This is a genomic window from Brucella sp. (assembly GCF_032066345.1).
Classification (GTDB): Bacteria; Pseudomonadota; Alphaproteobacteria; order Rhizobiales; family Rhizobiaceae; genus Brucella; species Brucella pseudogrignonensis.
Genome location: NZ_DAMBKZ010000001.1, coordinates 435128 through 453956, shown reverse-complemented (window position 1 = coordinate 453956; position 18829 = coordinate 435128). Strand labels below are relative to the sequence as shown.

Sequence of the window (18829 nt, the reverse complement as noted above, 5' to 3'; positions counted from 1 at the left end):
ATCGTCGCCCGGCAAGCCACGATTAACCTCGTCAGGCGACTTCTTGGACAGAATCGCAACGCCGTTGAAGCCTTTCTGGCCGTGCGTTTCCACATGATAGCCGAGCGCTTCAATCTCCAGCCGTGGGAACAGTTCGTCCACCGACTTGATTTCCTGAAGGCAAGCAATGTCAGGCGACGATTCCTTCAGCCAATGCTGGAGGTTTTCGATACGCGCCTTGACGCCATTAATGTTCCATGTCGCGATTTTCATCTGTAAATGATTAGGCGGAAGACGAGGCGAGGGCAAGCGCTGCTCACTCTCCATCACAGAATTTCGCCTCGGTCTGATAATTATTCAAATGCCATTTGTATTGCCGCTTTTGCGTTCCTATCTCCATGAAACCGTAGCCAAACAGGAGATTTTAATGTTCGACGCCAAAAAGCTTCTCGATCAGTTTCTGGGATCGCAAATACCGGGCATGTCAGGAAGCGTTCGTGACAAGGCAGGGCAGGCCACTGATCTCGCGAAAAAAAACCCATTGGCTACGGGGGCGATTGCGGCTGCAATCTTGGGCACAAAAACCGGACGTAAGCTTGCAGGTAATGTGGCAACTGCGGGCGGTATCGCTGCAATCGCGGGCCTTGGTTATCTCGCCTACAAAAATTACAAATCCGGCCAGTCGCCACAGACCGCTGAACAGCCTGTAGCAAAAGAGCCAGAGCTGCTGCCGCCGCCGCCAGCGGATTCTCCATTTCATCCGCAGTCCCCGACGATGAGCAATAGCTTCGCGCTTACACTCATTCAGGCAATGATTGCTGCTGCAAAGGCGGATGGCCATATCGATGACGCTGAACGCGCACATATCATGGAGAAGGTGCAGATTTCGGGTCTCGACAATGAGGCTGAAGCCTTCTTCGAGAAAGAATTGGCTGATCCGATTGATATTGATGCGCTGGTCGCTGCAGCACAGACCGAAGAACAGAAGGTCGAGCTTTATACTGCTTCCCGTCTGACGATTGATCCGGACACCCGTGCGGAGCGTGGTTATCTCGATATGCTGGCTGGTCGTCTTGGCCTACCGGATGCGCTTGTCGATCATATTGATGCGACCGTTTCATCGGTAAAAGCCTGATAAAATAAAGCGGCTCCAGTCCAACTGGAGCCGCTTTATACAGCTGAATATTACTTAGGAATTAGAGCGCATACCGAAAAATGTGTAACGGTTTTCGGATAAAGATGCGCGTTAAAACAAGGACTTAGAACGACAATCTGATTCAATCAGATCGAAACGCGCTCCAAAGTCTGATCAGATCGCGAAGCTCGTGCCGCAACCGCACGATGCAGTTGCGTTTGGATTGCGTATCTGGAACGATTGTCCCATCAGATCATCAACGAAGTCGATTTCCGATCCATCCATGTACGGCACAGAGATTGAATCAATCAGCACCTTGGCGCCGAGCTTTTCAATAACGATGTCATCGTCGGATTGATCGTCTACGAGGTCGTACTTGTAAGAAAATCCGGAGCAGCCGCCGCCTTCGACCGAAACGCGGAGCGCAGTTTTGCCCGGTTCAGAACCGATAATTTTTGCAATCCGCTTGGCTGCGGATTCGGAAACGGTAATGTCTGTCATCTGCCTTGTTCCGCTTGCAATTGCGAGTGTCGAGTTGGAATTGTCTGGATTTACGACAAACGCATACTTGCCTTCATGTTTAGCTGATAGCTATGAACGCAACGTGTGGAAGTCAATGTCCGCACGATATTTGCGTAATCATATTACAGTGAGGAATGCATCGCAATGTCCGCTGAAGAAATAGGGCAACTGGAAGGAATTGGCTTCGGCTATCGCGAAAGAGCGCCCTATGCCAGTAATCCTGCGCTGAGCCGAGGTCGGCTGGTGCCGGAGCCTGAAAGCGCTACACGAACGCCTTTCCAGCGGGATCGCGATAGAATCATCCATTCCACCGCTTTTCGCCGTCTCAAGCATAAGACACAGGTGTTTATTGCCCATGAGGGGGATCATTATCGAACCCGCCTGACCCACACGATTGAAGTGGCGCAGATTGCCCGTGCTTTGGCGCGCGCTCTGAGGCTTGATGAAGATCTCGCCGAAGCCGTAGCACTCGTGCATGACTTTGGTCACACGCCTTTTGGGCATACCGGCGAAGATGCGCTGAATGAGCGTATGAAAGCCTATGGCGGCTTCGATCATAATGCGCAGTCTTTGCGTATCGTGACCAAGCTTGAACATCGCTATGCAGATTTTGACGGATTAAACCTTTCTTGGGAAACGCTTGAGGGACTGGTCAAACATAACGGCCCCCTTGTTGGTCCATTCGCCACGCATTCAGATGAGCCGGTTCCGCAACCGATCCTTGATTTCAACGAACGTTATGATCTCGAATTATCGCGATTTGCCAGCCTTGAAGCGCAATGTGCCGCGATTGCCGACGATATTGCCTATAACGCTCATGACATTGACGATGGTCTTCGGTCGGGTTTGCTTAAGCTGGAGGGGCTTGATGAGGTGCCGCTCACAAAACGCCTTCTGGATATCGTGAGGACGCGCTATCCGGCGCTTGATGCGGTGCGCACCGGTCACGAACTGGTCCGCCGCCAGATCACCATCATGGTTGAGGACGTGATCGCTGAATCGCAGCGCCGTATTGCGGTAGCCAATCCGCAAAGCGTTGAGGATGTGCAGGCACAACCGCGTGCGCTTGTTGGCTTTTCAGATAAGATGCGGGATGAAGAAAAAGTCCTGAAACGCTTTTTGTTCAAGAACCTCTATTTTCATGACAGCGTCGTTGTTCGCAGGCACGCTGCAGACAAGATCGTTCAGGACCTGTTCGATATCTGCTTCAGTGATCCATCAATCATGCCGTCAGAATGGCAATCAGGCTGCGAAACGCTTGATGATGCAGGGCGCGCGCGCCGCGTCGCCGACTATCTTGCGGGGATGACTGACAATTATGCATTGCGAGAACACCGACGATTGTTTGACCATACACCCGATTTAGCTTAATCGGGGCGGGACGAAGCGGGTCTCGAAACGCAAATGCCTCCGGGATCGCCGCTATTTTTATGACGAACAGAAGCCGGACAGCAGAAATTAACCGGACGGAAGCCTCACAGGACGAACCATGAATATCTTTGCAGATTTCGACGCGCGTATCAAAAAAACGTTGCAAGATATTGATCTTAAAGCAAAGGACGGTGGCGATCTCGATTTATCTCGTATCACCGTTGAGCCTCCGCGCGATGCAACGCATGGTGACATCGCCACCAATGCCGCGATGGTGCTTTCCAAGGCTGTCGGTCAGAACCCGCGTGAGCTTGCGACAATTATTGCTGATGCGCTGAAGGCTGATGCCGATGTTGCAACGGTCGATGTGGCTGGCCCCGGCTTCATTAATCTCCGTCTGAAAGATGTTTATTGGCAGCGCGAACTGTTTGCGATGCTCAATGAAGCAACCGACTTCGGCCGCTCCAAGCTTGGTGCTGGTACGAAGGTCAATGTCGAGTATGTTTCCGCCAACCCGACAGGACCGATGCATGTTGGTCATTGCCGCGGTGCAGTGGTTGGTGACGTGCTGGCAAATCTGCTGAAGTTCGCAGGCTTCGACGTTACCAAAGAATATTACATCAATGATGCTGGTGCGCAGATTGATGTTCTTGCCCGTTCGGCGATCCTTCGCTACCGCGAAGCGCTAGGTGAGAACATTGGCGAGATCCCAGCGGGTCTTTATCCGGGCGATTATCTGGTGCCGGTTGGTGAGGCGCTTGCCAAAGAGTTTGGCAACAAGCTTCTTGAAATGCCGGAAGATGAAGCGCTCGTTATCGTTAAAGATCGCACGATCGATGCCATGATGGGCATGATCCGCGCCGATCTGGAAGCGCTGAACGTTCATCATGACGTTTTCTACTCCGAGCGCACGCTCCATGTTGATCATGCACGCGTCATTCGCGCCGCAATCAACGATCTGACGCTCAAGGGCCATGTTTACAAGGGCAAGCTGCCGCCGCCAAAGGGGCAGCTGCCTGAAGAATGGGAAGACCGCGAGCAGACCTTGTTCCGTTCGACAGAAGTCGGTGACGATATTGATCGTCCGCTGATGAAGTCTGATGGCACTTTCACTTACTTTGCGGCTGACGTTGCTTATTTCAAAGACAAGTATGACCGTGGCTTCAACGAGATGATTTATGTGCTGGGCGCCGACCACGGTGGCTATGTCAAGCGTCTGGAAGCTGTCGCTCGTGCCGTTTCCGACGGTAAGGCCAAGCTGACAGTTCTGCTGTGCCAGCTCGTCAAGCTGTTCCGTGACGGCGAACCAGTTCGTATGTCCAAGCGCTCTGGCGAATTCATCACTCTGCGTGATGTGGTCGATGAGGTTGGTCGTGATCCGGTCCGCTTCATGATGCTTTACCGGAAGAACGATGCGCCGCTCGACTTCGACTTTGCGAAAGTGACTGAGCAGTCGAAAGACAATCCGGTGTTCTACGTGCAGTATGCGTCCGCGCGTTGCCACTCGGTTTTCCGTCAGGCAGTCGACCAGCTTGGTCTGTCGGGTCTTGATCGCGTTTCTATGGCTGAACATTTCGGCAAACTGACCGACGAAAGCGAAATCGCACTCGTTCGTAAGCTTGCAGAATATCCGCGTCTGATCGAATCTGCAGCCACGCATCAGGAGCCACATCGCCTGGCTTTTTACCTCTATGACCTGGCCAGCGCGTTCCATTCGCAATGGAATAAGGGCACTGAGAACCCAGACTTACGTTTTATTAAGGTTAACGATCCAGAATTGTCTCTAGCAAGGCTAGGGCTAGTACAGGTCGTTTCCGATGTGCTGACTTCCGGTTTGACTATAATCGGTGCGGATGCTCCAACGGAAATGCGCTAGGACGGTTTCTATACGCGCAAGTTCAACCAGAGTGTTGAGCGGGTATAGATAAGTCAAAATGATGGAAGATCAGCGAGTATCCAAGTCGTCGATCTTCCTTCAGGCGCAGGAAACTTCCGTCAACTTTTGCCCACATTGCCTCGCTACAACGTAATGTATCGAGACGTCTTGCGGCGTCCAGGGTTTGAGTTAGGAACACACCATGACGGACAGCAGTGCTAATCCCCGTAGTTACGGCGAGCGTCCGCTGCACGAAGACGATCCGCTGATGGAACTTTCACGGATCATGGATTTCGGCGCGTCTGCAGATAATAACGTTGCTCGAAGCGAATATAGACCCGAACCAAATTTTGATTCTGGCGACAATGACCTTTCGTTCGATCTCGAGCGAGAGTTGCTTGGTGATTTCGGTAATTCAATCGAACCGGAACAGCATTCAGCTCCATATGTGACGCCAGCTTACGAGCCGCATTCCTATCAGGACGCAGAACCTGCGGTGCAGGAGGACGCGCTGGCGTCTGCGCTTGAAGAAGAGTTCGATCTTCATCTCGATGCAAACGAGCCGCTTGCTCCTGCTGAATCTTTTGAATTTGTTGAAGCTGATCGTTCCGAGCCTGTGCCTCAGTTCGATTACAACGACTATTCAGAAGCCCGCACGGCTTATGAAGAAACTCATCCGGATGCCTATGCTGCACAAGCGCCTGTAGAGCCGCTGGAGCAGAACTATTCGAACTATAATCCGTCTGCTTATCAGCCGTCGGAAGATCCTTACGACAATACTTATGCGACGGAACCTGCACCGCTGCCGTCCGATGGCAGTGATTGGGAATTCCAATCCGCCAAGCCATTCGAGGCCAGCTACGCCGCGGAGCCATCGCATCAGCCGCTTTCGTTAGAAGACGAGCTGGAAAACCTGCTGTTCAGCGACGAGCCTCAGTCTGCTCAGGTCACCGAGACGGCTTACGATGAGCAACCTGAGCCGTTTTCGACCTATACGCCACGTTATGCTGAACCTGCAGCAGAAGCCCCAACTTTGGCTTATGCAGAGCCCGCTTATCGTGAAGAATCTGACCCTGTGTTTGATGACTTCCAGCTGGATGAGCCAGAGGCTTATGAACCAGTCGAGGCCGCTGCAAACTATGCGCCGGAATCATTAGAAGAGCCACAGGCTGCTTCGCAATCTGCACAGACACCGATCTATCCGCATTACGCACTCAGCAACTTTGCGGCGGGTGCCGCAACGGCTGGCGTCTTGTCGCCAGAACCTACGCAGGCTGCTGCAGAATACGAATCAGAACAAGTCGAACTCGACGATGATTTCTCTTTCGACGACGACTTCACGCTTGAGACCGAACAGTCGTTTGCTCCTGTAGCGGTTGAAGCAACCGGCGATGAACTTTCCGGCCTTGATGAAATCTCGTTCAATGAAGACGATTTCGGTTTCGAAGCCTCGGGCGATGCATCTTCGCCAGTTGCGGCTGACGATGCGAACCTCTTCACTGAAGAAGACTTCTTCACAGCAGATGATCTCGATCTGAGCGTGGAAGCCGAGAGTGAACCGGTGGAAACACCTTACGCTCACGCTACCTATTCCGAGGAAGAGCAGCATCCTGCCGCTCCGTCCTTCACGAACTACGCCGACCCGCGTTCTTCGTTTGCAGCACCAGCACCCGAAATCGAAACGCTGAGTGTTGCTGACAGCAAGGTGGAGCAGACCCATTCGCTCGATTTGCCGGAAGTCAGCTATGGAGAAGAAGAAAATAATGCAGGTCTGACTGATCTTGAGACTGAGTTTGCAGAAGTTTTCAACACGATTGGAGTTGATGAGACCGCTGCAAAAACAGATGCTCAGAGCGAAGCTGACAAGGCGTTTGAAGATATTTTCCGCGAAAGCGCTTCGTCCTACATGCCAAACGCAGGTGTTGCAGCTGGTACCGCGCTAGGCGTTGGCGCGGCTGCAGCTGCTGCAACAATGGCTTATGGACGTGCCAACCCTACGGCACAACCAGCATCACCGCAGAACCCAAGCGGTAGCAGCGATGATTTCTATAATCATTGGGCTGCTCAGGGTGCGCAGACTATGGAAAGTGGTGAGTTCGGCACTCGTGCTGCAATGCAGCCCGAAGATGATCTCGGTAGCGCTGCGGAAGCCTATCGCAATCGTCCGGTGCGCGGCCGCCGTGGTCTTATCCTCGCAAGTGTTGCTGGTATCGCTGTTCTTATCGGCGGTATTGGCTACCATTTCCTCGGCGGTAGCGGATCGGGTGAGCCGGTTGTGATTCGCGCTGATAATCAGCCGATCAAGGTTCAGCCGGAAAATCCGGGTGGCGCTACGGTTCCTAATCAGGACAAGGCTGTCTATGACCGTGTCGCTGGTACATTGCCAAACAATCCTGAGCAGAAGTCATTGATTTCTGCCGGCGAAGAGCCTGTTGATCTTGGTGCAACACAGGACAATGAAGTTGGCACGGATGATGCACCTGAGCCTAATCAGGCTGCCGGAAACTCCGCTGAATCCGGTCAGGAATCACCGTTGATCCAGCCTCGTGAAGTTGAAACGATGATCGTTCGTCCTGATGGCACCATTGTTCAGGCCCAGCAGCCTGCGCAGACACCTCCACAGGCCGCTCCAGTAAACACTGCAAACAATTCAGCACCAATCGCGCCGCCAACGGAAACTGATGAGATTGCAGCTCTTGCTGCAGGTAATGCGCCTCAGGAACCAGTTGCAAACACGCCTGTAACGCAGCCGACACCTGCAACTCAGGCTCCAGCGCCTCAGGTGCGGGCACCTGTCGTGCCTTCACGCCCGGCTGAACAGCCAACCACTATCGTGGGAAATGTTCCGCAGCGTACTCAGGCACAGGCTCCTGCTGCAGCACCTCAGGTTGCTTCTGCAGCCGGTGCAGGCGGTTACTTCATTCAGATCGCTTCGCAGCCATCTGCTGAACTGGCACAGAAGTCTTATGCCAACATGGCGCAGCGTTATGGCAGCTTGATTGGTGGCCGTGCAGTCGATATCAAGCGTGCTGACATTCCGAACAAGGGCACTTATTACCGCGTTCGAGTTCAGGCTGGTTCGAAGGATGATGCATCCGCACTATGTGGTCGTCTCAAGACTGCTGGCGGTAGCTGCTTCGTGACGCAGTAAACGCTTCAAGATTGTGAATTGAGAGAAGGGCGACACCAGTCGCCCTTTTTCGTGTGACTATCATGCTCACTGTTTTTGGGTTAAACCGTTACCGCTGATTTGAAGGCGACGAACAGATCGAAGGAATGCTGCATGAAAGAGTGCAAGGCGTGGATTGCTGGTGTAGCCGGAACGAAGTTGACGCCGGACGAGGTGGCCTTTTTCCGGGATGAAAAGCCTTGGGGCTTTATTCTCTTTGCGCGCAATGTTGAAAGCCTTGAACAGGTTGCTGAGCTGACTGCGCAGTTGCGCGAAGTGACAGACAGGCCTCAGACGCCTGTTTTCATTGATCAGGAAGGTGGTCGTGTTCAGCGTCTTCGTCCGCCACTGGTTCCTAACTATCCAGCCGCAGCTCAAATTGGTGCGATCTATGATCGTGATCCCGAAGCAGGACTTCGTGCTGCTTGGCTTCATGCACGCCTTCATGCTTTCGATCTTTTGAAGGTCGGCGTGAATGCCGATTGCCTGCCGGTTCTCGACGTTCCAATCGAGGGCGCTCATGATGTCATCGGCGCGCGCGCATATTCCAAGAATCCGCACAATGTTGCGGCCATGGGAAGAGCTGCCGCAGAAGGTCTTCTCGCTGGTGGCGTGTTGCCTGTGGTGAAACATATGCCGGGGCATGGCCGTGCATTCAGCGATACGCACAAGGAGCTGGCGCGCGTTAGTGTGCCGTTGAGCGAGCTGGTAGCCCACGACTTTGTGCCGTTTAAGGCATTGAATGACTTGCCAATGGCGATGACGGCGCATGTGATCTTTGACAGTCTCGATCCTGAACGCCCTTCGACTATGTCGCCTACGGTCATCAACACGGTTATCCGTGACGTTATCCAGTTCGATGGTCTGGTGATTAGCGACGACATTTCGATGAAGGCGCTTTCAGGCGATCTGGGCGATATCGTTGAAGGCATCACAAAAGCCGGTTGCGACATCGTTCTTTATTGCGCGGGCGTTATGGAGGAGCTGGTGAAAGTTGCTGCTCGCGTTCCCGTCCTTGACGGAAAGTCGCGCAAACGTGCTGATCTTGCAGAAGTTTATGCAGGCGACCCTGATCTTTCCGATGAAGCGGAATTGCGCGAAGAGTTTGGACAAATGTTCGAACTGATGGCGTAACCGCCAAAACTTGGTAGACTATAAACGCCGGCGCTGTTCACGCGCCGGACAGAATCTACAAACAGGACGAGCGGGTGGCTGAATCTGAAGCGAACACAGGCGGAAAAGACGGTGCTAACGTGCCGATGGATGCTTTGTGGCAAGGTGAAGCCGAGCGTGCAGAAAGCGAACCATCGCTGCTGATCGACGTGCAGGGGTTTGAAGGCCCGCTTGATCTTCTGCTGCATCTGGCCCGAAATCAGCGTGTCGATCTTTCACGGATTTCTGTTCTCGCACTTGCCGAGCAGTATCTCGGTTTTGTGGAACAGGCACAGGCGCTTCGGCTCGAGCTGGCAGCAGACTATCTGGTTATGGCCGCATGGCTGGCTTACCTTAAATCCAGATTGCTTATTCCCAAGCAACAGGATGATGATGGTGCCACAGGCGAAGAACTGGTTGCTTCGCTGCAATTTCGTCTGAAGCGCCTCGAAGCGATGCGGGATGCTTCCGCAAAGCTTGTAAATCGCAACCGCTTGGGCCGTGACGTTTTCGCCCGCGGTATGCCTGAACTGGTCGTCGTGGATCGATCAAGCCAGTTTGCTGCTTCACTTTATGATCTGTTGACGGCTTATACATCGCAACGCCAGCGACAAGCCGTATCTCATGTGCAGATTGAAAAGCGCGCGGTATGGTCGTTGAGAGAGGCGCGTGTTGCTCTTGTAAGATTGATGGGAGTGAGCGGGGACTGGGTTTCCCTCGATCGCTTTCTTATTGATTATACGTTGTCTCCACAGGAGAGAGCGTCAGCCTTGGCAAGCTCATTTGCCGCAAGTCTGGAGCTTGTTCGTGAGGGTAAGCTGGAGGTGCGACAGAACGCGCCTTTCGCGCCAATCTATATGCGGGCGTCGGGCGAACTGAATGAACTGGATGAGGGCGACAATGTCTGAAGCGGAAGCGGCAATGGATGAATATGAAGACGATGCACAGCATCCGGCTTCGTCGCTGACTTTGGCCGAGCTGGCTCGCATGGTTGAAGCAATAATCTTTGCATCATCCGAGCCCGTATCCGAGCGTGCTTTAGCCGAGAGACTGCCGAATGCGACTGATCTTTCTGCAGCACTTACTCATCTGCAGAAGGTGTATGAGGGACGTGGTGTGCATCTCGTTCAGGTTGGCACGGCATGGGCTTTTCGCACCGCTCCTGATCTCGGCTTTCTTATGAGCCGCGAGAGGGTGCAGCAGCGCAAACTTTCGCGCGCTGCCATGGAAGTGCTTGCAATCATTGCATATCATCAGCCGGTGACGCGCGCGGAACTTGAAGATATTCGCGGTGTGGAAACCTCCAAAGGCACGCTTGATGTGCTGATGGAGACGGGCTGGATCAAATTGCGCGGACGTCGGCGCACGCCTGGCCGCCCTGTGACTTACGGCACGACGGACACGTTTCTGGATCATTTCGGTCTGCCGGAAATCCGTGATCTGCCTGGATTGGAAGAACTGCGTGGGGCAGGGCTGTTGTCTGCCCGCATCCCATCCAGTTTCTCGGTTCCGGTTCCAAATGTTGATCCGGATGAATTGACGGATGAGGAAGAGCCACTCGAAGATATCGATCTTGAAGGGCTCGGACTGTTAGCACCACGCGGAGATTGATAAGAAAATTGAGCTACAACAAATAAATTCGTTGTATCTTGGTTCACAGTCATACTTCTGTTTGAAAGATTTGTTGAAAGCGCTTAAATCGTAATCAGCAATACAGGAATAGGCCGTGCTCTAACGGCGATGAGAGGAATGAAATGGGTAGCTTTTCTATTTGGCACTGGCTGATCGTTCTCGCGGTTGTGCTGCTTCTTTTTGGCCGTGGCAAAATTCCAGAACTGATGGGCGACGTCGCCAAGGGCATCAAGAACTTCAAGCAGGGCATGTCTGAAGAAGATGCTGCTAAGGAAGACGCCAAGGCAGATGCACGTACAATTGATGCGCGGGCGGATGAAACCGTCAACGATGTCAAGAAGACGACAAAGTCCTGATGTGATCTAGATGCTGCTGCGTGCAATATAGTGCGCAGCATGTTTTGTCATGACAGCATGATCCCGTGAGTTGAACGCCGGTTTTCGGGGCCCATCATGCGCAATAATAACAGGTTGATTGCAGGGCTTTCTCACCAGAGATGCATTTGTAATCTGGATTGCGGTTTTCCGCCGAAAGACGGGACGCGCGCGTCAGAAGCGCGGAGTATCAAATTATGTTCGATATCGGTTGGTCTGAACTGCTGATAATCGCAATCGTGATGATTGTGGTCGTTGGTCCCAAGGATTTGCCGAAGATGCTCAGAGCTTTCGGTAAGGCGACAGCGCGTATGCGCAGCACCGCCAACGAGTTCCGGCATCAGTTCAACGAAGCTTTGAAGGAAGCTGAACTTGAAGATGTGAAAAACATCGTTGATGAAGCTCGCAAGCTTGATCCGCGTTCTAAGCTTACTCAGGTTTTCGATCCGATTCGCAGCGCCGGTGAAGATATTCGTTCCGGTCTCCAGTCCACGACATCAATGTCTCCTGCCGAGCCTGCAAAGGTTGCCGAGGTGACGACACCTGTCGAAGCGAATGGTACGACGGTCCCGGTCGAAGCTCCTGCAGAAAAGCCTGCGCCAAAAGCACAGGCAGCCAAGCCTAAAGCCCCGCGCAAGAAGGCCGCTCCAGCTGTTGAAGCAGAGGTTCCGGCTGCATCCAAGCCTGTCAAAGCTAAGGCAGTGGCTGCAAAACCTAGAGCTGCCGCCAAGGTTGAGCCTGTTGCAAAAGCAGTGGCTTCGAAGAAAACTGCTTCGGCAAAGCCAGCAACGCCAAAAGCAGCAGTGCCTGCTGCTAAAAAGACCACCAAAAAGACGACTGAAAAGACAGGAACCAAAGCGTGAAACGGGACGAGGACGAAATTGAACAGAGCGCCGCTCCTCTGCTCGAACACCTGATCGAACTGCGCCGCCGCCTGATTTGGGCGATTCTGGCGTTTTTTGTCGCTTTTGTTATCTGCTTCGCCTTTGCAAAGCATCTCTTCAATATGCTCGTCGTGCCTTACCAGTGGGCTATCGACTGGGCTGGTATGGATCGCTCGAAGGCTGAGCTGATTTATACCGCGCCGCAGGAATTCTTCTTCACGCAGGTCAAGGTCGCGATGTTTGGCGGTCTTGTGCTGGCTTTCCCGATCATCGCCGCACAGATCTACAAGTTTGTGGCGCCGGGCCTGTATAAGCACGAGCGTATGGCATTTTTGCCGTTCCTTATTGCTTCGCCGATCCTGTTTCTGATTGGCGGCGCGCTCGTCTATTTCTTCTTCACGCCGATGGTGATGTGGTTCTTCCTGGCCATGCAGCAAAGTGGCGGCAATGGTGAAGTGCAGATTTCGCTGCTGCCGAAGGTTTCCGAATATCTGAGCCTCATCATGACGCTCATTTTCGCTTTCGGTCTCGTTTTCCAGCTTCCGGTCGTTACAAGCCTTATGGCACGCGTTGGCTTGATTACATCAGCGGGCCTGAAAGACAAACGCAAGTATGCAATCGTCATTGCCTTTGTGGTGGCAGCGGTTCTGACACCGCCGGATCCGGCAAGCCAGATCGGTCTTGCCATACCGACGATCCTTCTCTACGAGATTTCCATCATATTGGCTCGAATGATTGAGAAGCAGCGCGAAGAAGCTAAGGATGAAGCCGAAGGCGATCCTGATGCTGAAGATAGCGCTCCGACTTCCTGATCCGGACATATGTTAAACAGAGGCTGCGGGATCGCAGCCTCTCTTCTTGTTAAATTTCATGAAACGGCTTTTCCCATGCTCGATATCAAATGGATTCGCGAAAACCCTGAAGCTCTCGATAAGGCGCTTGCAAAGCGCGGAGCAGGGGCACTCTCGTCCGAACTGATCGCGCTGGACGAGAAGCGTCGTGAGCACGTCGGTAAAGTTCAGGCCGCGCAGGAACGCCGCAACGCGGCTTCCAAGGAAATCGGCAAAGCCATGGCCGAGAAGGACGCGGCAACCGCTGAAAAGCTCAAGGCTGAAGTTGGTGAGCTGAAGACCTTTCTGGCTGAAGCTGAGGAAGCAGAACGCCGTCTGGTCAAGGAACTGAACGACGCGCTTTCGAGCCTGCCAAATGTGCCAGCAGATGATGTGCCGCTTGGTAAGGACGAGGCAGATAATGTCGAAGTCCGCCGCATTGGCAATCAGCGCAATTTCTCGTTCCAGCCAAAAGAACATTATGAGCTGGGCGAAGCGCTTGGCTACATGGATTTCGAACGCGCGGCAAAGATCGCCGGTGCGCGGTTTACGATTCTCAAAGGCCCGCTCGCCCGTCTTGAACGTGCGCTTGGCCAGTTCATGCTTGATCTGCACACCACCGAAAACGGCTATACTGAAACCATGCCGCCGCTGATGGTGCGCGACGAAGCCGTTTATGGCACAGGCCAGCTGCCGAAATTTTCGGAAGACCTGTTCCGCACCACGGATGGCCGTTGGTTGATTCCAACAGCAGAAGTGCCGTTGACCAATCTGGTTGCGGACGAGATTGTCGATCTCAAGTCGCTGCCTCAGCGTTATACCGCGCTGACACCGTGCTTCCGTTCGGAAGCGGGTTCTGCAGGCCGTGACACCCGCGGAATGCTGCGCCAGCATCAGTTCATGAAGGTCGAGATGGTTTCTGTCACTGACGCAGACAGCTCGGCTGCTGAACATGAACGCATGACAGCCTGTGCGGAAGAAGTTCTCAAGCGTCTTGGTCTTCCGTTCCGTACTGTTGTTCTGTGTACGGGTGATATGGGCTTTGGCGCGCAGAAGACTTACGACATCGAAGTATGGATGCCTGGACAGAACGCTTATCGCGAAATTTCCAGCTGCTCGGTCTGCGGCGACTTCCAGGGCCGCCGTATGAACGCGCGCTATCGCCCGGAAGGTGAGAAAGCCACGCGTTTTGTTCATACCCTCAACGGTTCAGGTGTTGCTGTTGGTCGCGCTCTGATTGCTGTGATGGAAAATTATCAGCAGGAAGACGGCAGCATTCATATTCCTGAAGCATTGCAGCCATACATGGGCGGCCTCACGCGGATCGAGAAAGCTGCGTGAATCAGAATCATTGATAGATGAAGGAGTGATGACGTGCGAATTCTGCTGACGAACGATGATGGTATCCACGCTGAAGGCCTCGCAGTTCTGGAGCGTATCGCACGCCAGCTCTCCGATGATGTCTGGGTCGTCGCTCCTGAAACTGACCAAAGCGGCCTTGCACACTCGTTGACGCTGTCAGAGCCTCTGCGCCTGCGCAAGATTGATGATCGTCATTTTGCACTGCGTGGCACGCCGACTGATTGCGTCATCATGGGCGTTCGCCATGTTTTGCCAGAAGCACCGGACCTCATCCTGTCGGGTGTAAATTCGGGTGCCAATATGGCTGATGACGTGACCTATTCAGGCACGGTCGCCGGTGCGATGGAAGGCACGCTTCTCGGTGTAAAGGCAATCGCGCTGTCGCAGGAATATGACTACGAAGATGGTCGCCGTATTCTGCCTTGGGAAACAGCAGAGGCTCACGCACCTGGGCTTATCAAGAAGCTGGTTGAAGCTGGTTGGCCAGAAGGCGTCCTGCTCAATCTGAATTTCCCGAATTGCGCACCGGATAAAGTCAAAGGCACACGCGTCACTGCACAGGGCAAGTTGAGCCACGATGCACGGCTCGATGAGCGTCGCGACGGTCGCGGTTTCCCTTATTTCTGGCTGCAGTTTGGTCGTACCAAGGCAGAAGTCGCCAGCGATAGCGACATTGCCGCAATCCGCGCTGATTACATCTCGGTGACGCCGCTGCATCTCGACCTGACAGCTCAGAAGGTTCGCGCTGAATTGAGCAAGACTCTTGGGGTTGAAGCATGAATCAGGCTGTGTCTGAACGCCCGCAGCTTTCGGACAGGGAAGGATTTGCATCCTTCGTAATGCGTATGAGAGCGCGTGGCATCAATGATGCCCGCCTCTTTGCGGCAATTGAAGCGACCCCGCGACAGAGCTTCATGGGCTCTTCATGGGCGCATCTTGCTTTCAGCCAGCGCACCGCACCGCTTGATTGCGGTGAGTATATTGAAGGTATCGACGATCAGGCGCGGGTTATCTCTGCTCTCAATCTGGAAACGGGACACCGTGTTCTGGAAATCGGTACAGGTTCGGGCTTTACAGCCGCCGTTATGTCTATGCTTTCTGGCCGCGTGACGACGGTTGAACGTTATCGCAAACTCTGCGACCGAGCCTTGCAGCAATTCGTGACGCTCAAGCGCGAAAATATCATGGTGAAGCACGCGGATGGTCGCCACGGAATGCCGGGTGGGCCATTCGATCGTATCGTGATCTGGCTGGCCTGTGAGGATATTCCGCGCCATTTTGTGGAGCTTCTGGCAACGCATGGCGTTCTCGTTGCGCCAGTGGGGCCGGGCGATGGTATGCAGATGGTAACGCGCATCGCAAAAGTGGGTAGCCGTTTCGAGCAGGAAAACATTATGCCTGTTCGTTATCAGCCGTTTATCGAGGGCATTTCCTCCGTTTTGTGAGGAAGTGGCCCGCGTATTTATCCTTTAAAAGCTCAGGGTTTGTGGAGCATTGCGGGCAATGCCGTGGCACTTTTGTGTGCTTATGGTGTTTAATTGGTGAATATTTTTTCGAAGAAATCTCGATTCTTAACCAGCGAGTAACATTAACGCGTTTTAATGAGTCCAAGTGAGTTTTAGAGTTGGGCGAGTTGAACATGCGTTTTCCAATATTGCAGCATACGTCCGAACGTCTTCTGCGGAATGCAGCGATCGTTCTCATTGCCGGTTTTGGTGCAGGGTGTAGCGCCGATACAATGCGCTTCACGGATGGTCTTTACACAGGCTCCACGTCTAATCAGCGTGTTGTGCAACAACAGCCTGCTGGCGATGTTTACTCATCTGCGCCAGTGGCGGCGGCTCAGCCGGTTTCGAGTGGGTCCGTACAGCGTAACAGCCTGCCTCCTGTGTCGTCTGCACCGGTCGCTGCTGCTGCAACGCAGGCACAGAATCAGGTTTATCAGGCACAAAATAATGCCGCCAATCGCGTGAATGGCGCCGTTAACAATGCCGGAACTCAGGTCGCCAGTGCTGCCGGTGCTGCAAATAATGCAGCTGCCAATGCGAAGTCGCAGGTTCTGGGTCAGCTGCCAGCCACCGCAAATGGCGTTCCCCTGCCTGCCGCAAATCATACTGTTTCTCCTGCTCCAGTCGCGAACGCTGCTCCACAACCTGCCGCAGCTGGTGGTGGTTACACGGTTAAGTCAGGTGATTCGCTCTTCTCGATTGCGCAGAAGCACAACGTTCCGGTTGAACAGTTGAAGCAGGCAAATGGCCTGACAAACGGAGCAATCCGCGTTGGTCAGAATCTGGCTATCCCATCGGCAGCAGGTGCGGCAACGCAGGTTGCAGCCGCTGCACCTCAGCCAGTGAAACCTGCAGCTCCTGCACCTGTGCAGACCGCTTCAGTTGCACCTGACGCAGCATCGAACGTCAAGCCTTACACGCCGCCTCAGGCGAGCAACAAGGTCATTGAAGATGCGGAAAAGGATCAGTCCGCTGCGCCATCTTCAACCGGTATCTCGCAGATGCGATGGCCAGTTCGCGGTCGCGTTCTCGCAAGCTTCGGTCAGCGTGACGGCACTTCCGTGAATGATGGCATCGACATTATGGTGCCGGAAGGTACCGCTGTTAAGGCTGCTGAAAACGGCGTCGTTATTTATGCAGGTGACGGTCTGAAAGAATTCGGCCAGACAGTTCTTATCCGCCACGACAATGGTCTGGTTACGGTTTACGGCCACAACAGCCAGATTCTCGTGCAGCGCGGTCAGAAGGTTCGTCGCGGTGAAGATATCGCCAAGTCTGGCATGAGCGGCAACGCAAAGTCGCCAAAGCTACACTTTGAAGTGCGCAAGAACTCTTCGCCGGTCAATCCATCCAAGTATCTGGAATCCTGATCGGAATTGGATAATGTAAATAAGAAAGGCGGGTCTCGGACCCGCCATTTTCTTTATGCTTTCAGTTACTGCGGTTCCAGTTAAGAATGAATCCCTGGACCCGCTTTAACTGTCTGTTTTTACGCATCATCCGACACACAGCCGCTTCGCAATGTTGCTGGAAACGCTTAAATCGCTTTGCCGAGCCGGCCAGCGAGATCCTGAATATACTGCCAGGCAACACGGCCTGAGCGATTGCCACGCGTGGTTGACCAGGTTAGCGCCTCTGCGTGCATCGCCTGCGGATCGTAATCCAGCTTATAATGCGCGGCATAGCCGTCAACCATCGCCAGGTAGTCATCCTGACTGCATTTATGGAAACCAAGCCACAGGCCGAAACGATCGGACAGCGAAACCTTTTCTTCAATCGCTTCCGATGGATTAACGGCAGTCGAGCGCTCGTTATCAATCATATCACGCGGCATCAGATGACGGCGATTGGACGTCGCATAGAAAATTACGTTGTCTGGACGGCCTTCAACGCCACCTTCAAGTGCAGCTTTCAGCGACTTATAGGACGTATCATCGTGATCGAACGAAAGATCATCGCAGAACAGAATGAAGCGATAGTCCGTTTCCTTGATGATATTCATCAGGGCAGGCAGGCTGTCGATATCTTCGCGGTGGATTTCAACGAGCTTGAGCGGCAGTTTGTCGGCCTGTTCGGCGTTGACGCTGGCTTGAGCAGCCTTGACGAGCGATGATTTGCCCATACCGCGCGCGCCCCAGAGCAGGACATTGTTTGCCGGATAACCTTTGGCAAAACGGCGGGTATTGTCGACAAGCTGGTCACGCACCAAATCAACGCCACGAATGAGCGCTATATCGACGCGATTAACACGTTTGACCGGATCAAGTGTCAGTCGCTCCGGTGCCCAGACGAAGCAGTCAGCGGCTTCAAGATCAGGTATGCCTGGTTGCGGTGGTGCAATGCGCTCCAAAGCAGCAATCAGGCGGTCTAGTTTCTGGCTGAGTATATTTTCGGTGGTCATTCCAAGCCCTCAAATAGTGAGGATCAGGGCTTAACATGCCACAGCGGGCGGGAAAAGTGTGTGACCTTGGCGCAGTAGGGCCTTCGCCGGTTGCAATTGTCGCGCTAACCATTGTAATGCCGTAAAGAATTTGTCTTCGAGACTTCAGAGGAGTTCCTAATGTTCGTAACACCGGCTTTTGCACAAGCCTCCGGCGGCGCCGCTGGACCAGACATGCTCATGAGCATCCTGCCTTTCGTCCTGATTTTCGTAATCATGTATTTCCTCATCATCCGCCCTCAGCGTACCCAGATGAAGAAGCGTCAGGAAATGCTGGCAGCAGTTCGTCGCGGCGACACGGTTGTGACCGGTGGCGGCATCGTCGGTAAGGTCCAGAAGGTCCATGACGACGGCGAGCTCGATGTTGAAATCGCTGAAGGCGTTAAGATCCGCGTTCTGCGCAGCGCTCTTTCTGAAGTGCGCGTTAAGGGCGAACCAGTCGCCGACAACAAGAACAAGTAATTTTTACCAGACTAATCGAGCCCCGGTAAGGTTTCCATAACCGGGGCTCGATCATTATCGTGCATGTGCCTTGTCTTTGGATATGGCGCGTTCACAAAGCCGGAGGGCAGTTCGCGAATGCACTCCTCCAGCA

At 53.5% G+C, this 18829-nt stretch carries 18 protein-coding genes; 15 read left to right on the top strand and 3 right to left on the bottom strand.

Annotation, left to right across the window (positions count from 1 at the left end; translation table 11 throughout):
- Positions 1-252: endonuclease/exonuclease/phosphatase family protein (locus RT142_RS02395; protein WP_313027027.1), on the bottom strand; the 252-nt coding region annotated here is incomplete at its 3' end.
- A gap of 154 nt (positions 253-406) precedes the next feature.
- Here RT142_RS02395 and RT142_RS02390 point away from each other — a divergent pair.
- A complete protein-coding gene (locus RT142_RS02390) occupies positions 407-1114 on the top strand; it encodes a tellurite resistance TerB family protein (RefSeq protein ID WP_007874669.1) in 708 nt (235 codons plus the stop codon).
- Positions 1115-1288: 174 nt separating this feature from the next.
- Here RT142_RS02390 and erpA read toward each other — a convergent pair whose 3' ends face one another.
- The gene (gene erpA, locus RT142_RS02385; protein ID WP_007874671.1) at positions 1289-1615 is read right to left on the bottom strand and encodes an iron-sulfur cluster insertion protein ErpA; all 327 of its coding nucleotides are present in this window, start codon (positions 1613-1615) and stop codon (positions 1289-1291) included.
- A gap of 165 nt (positions 1616-1780) precedes the next feature.
- On the opposite strand from erpA, the gene RT142_RS02380 reads away from it, so the two are divergent.
- The 13 genes from RT142_RS02380 to dipM all read left to right on the top strand — a co-directional run bounded on the left by RT142_RS02380 (position 1781) and on the right by dipM (position 17164).
- On the top strand, positions 1781-3007 hold the full coding sequence (locus tag RT142_RS02380; RefSeq protein ID WP_313027023.1) for a deoxyguanosinetriphosphate triphosphohydrolase: 1227 nt from the start codon (positions 1781-1783) through the stop codon (positions 3005-3007).
- Positions 3008-3125: 118 nt separating this feature from the next.
- Positions 3126-4883: an arginine--tRNA ligase gene (gene argS / locus RT142_RS02375; RefSeq protein WP_064320508.1), complete on the top strand. Its 1758-nt coding sequence runs from the start codon at positions 3126-3128 to the stop codon at positions 4881-4883.
- A gap of 202 nt (positions 4884-5085) precedes the next feature.
- On the top strand, positions 5086-8034 hold the full coding sequence (locus RT142_RS02370; RefSeq protein WP_313027020.1) for an SPOR domain-containing protein: 2949 nt from the start codon (positions 5086-5088) through the stop codon (positions 8032-8034).
- Positions 8035-8166: 132 nt separating this feature from the next.
- A complete protein-coding gene (gene nagZ, locus RT142_RS02365) occupies positions 8167-9186 on the top strand; it encodes a beta-N-acetylhexosaminidase (RefSeq protein WP_112804885.1) in 1020 nt (339 codons plus the stop codon).
- Positions 9187-9260: 74 nt separating this feature from the next.
- Entirely contained in the window at positions 9261-10112 is an 852-nt protein-coding gene (locus RT142_RS02360) for a segregation and condensation protein A (protein ID WP_064320510.1), read from the top strand.
- Positions 10105-10815 (top strand): SMC-Scp complex subunit ScpB, encoded by a 711-nt coding sequence (gene scpB / locus RT142_RS02355; RefSeq protein WP_007874677.1) that lies wholly within the window; start codon positions 10105-10107, stop codon positions 10813-10815. Before RT142_RS02360 ends, scpB begins: the two co-directional genes overlap by 8 nt.
- Before the next feature lie 143 nt (positions 10816-10958).
- A complete protein-coding gene (locus tag RT142_RS02350) occupies positions 10959-11192 on the top strand; it encodes a twin-arginine translocase TatA/TatE family subunit (protein ID WP_064320511.1) in 234 nt (77 codons plus the stop codon).
- A gap of 215 nt (positions 11193-11407) precedes the next feature.
- On the top strand, positions 11408-12073 hold the full coding sequence (gene tatB, locus RT142_RS02345) for a Sec-independent protein translocase protein TatB (RefSeq protein WP_112804883.1): 666 nt from the start codon (positions 11408-11410) through the stop codon (positions 12071-12073).
- On the top strand, positions 12070-12906 hold the full coding sequence (gene tatC / locus RT142_RS02340) for a twin-arginine translocase subunit TatC (RefSeq protein WP_007874680.1): 837 nt from the start codon (positions 12070-12072) through the stop codon (positions 12904-12906). Before tatB ends, tatC begins: the two co-directional genes overlap by 4 nt.
- 75 nt (positions 12907-12981) lie before the next feature.
- Complete coding sequence (gene serS / locus RT142_RS02335; protein WP_112805170.1) at positions 12982-14265, top strand: serine--tRNA ligase; 1284 nt, start codon at positions 12982-12984, stop codon at positions 14263-14265.
- 33 nt (positions 14266-14298) lie between these two features.
- Positions 14299-15066, top strand: coding sequence for a 5'/3'-nucleotidase SurE (gene surE, locus RT142_RS02330; protein WP_007874687.1), 768 nt, complete (start codon positions 14299-14301; stop codon positions 15064-15066).
- The gene (locus RT142_RS02325) at positions 15063-15731 is read left to right on the top strand and encodes a protein-L-isoaspartate(D-aspartate) O-methyltransferase (protein ID WP_064320513.1); all 669 of its coding nucleotides are present in this window, start codon (positions 15063-15065) and stop codon (positions 15729-15731) included. The genes surE and RT142_RS02325 overlap by 4 nt, the downstream gene beginning before the upstream one ends.
- A gap of 179 nt (positions 15732-15910) precedes the next feature.
- A complete protein-coding gene (dipM, locus tag RT142_RS02320; protein ID WP_313027011.1) occupies positions 15911-17164 on the top strand; it encodes a cell division endopeptidase DipM in 1254 nt (417 codons plus the stop codon).
- A 167-nt stretch (positions 17165-17331) separates the two neighbouring features.
- On the opposite strand, the gene RT142_RS02315 is transcribed toward dipM, so the two are convergent.
- Positions 17332-18195 (bottom strand): ATP-binding protein, encoded by an 864-nt coding sequence (locus RT142_RS02315; protein WP_105518428.1) that lies wholly within the window; start codon positions 18193-18195, stop codon positions 17332-17334.
- Positions 18196-18354: 159 nt separating this feature from the next.
- Here RT142_RS02315 and yajC point away from each other — a divergent pair, with 159 nt between their 5' ends.
- Positions 18355-18696 carry a preprotein translocase subunit YajC gene (gene yajC / locus RT142_RS02310; protein WP_007874694.1) on the top strand — a complete coding sequence of 114 codons (342 nt, stop codon included), beginning with the start codon at positions 18355-18357 and terminating at the stop codon, positions 18694-18696.
- Positions 18697-18829 lie beyond the last annotated feature (133 nt).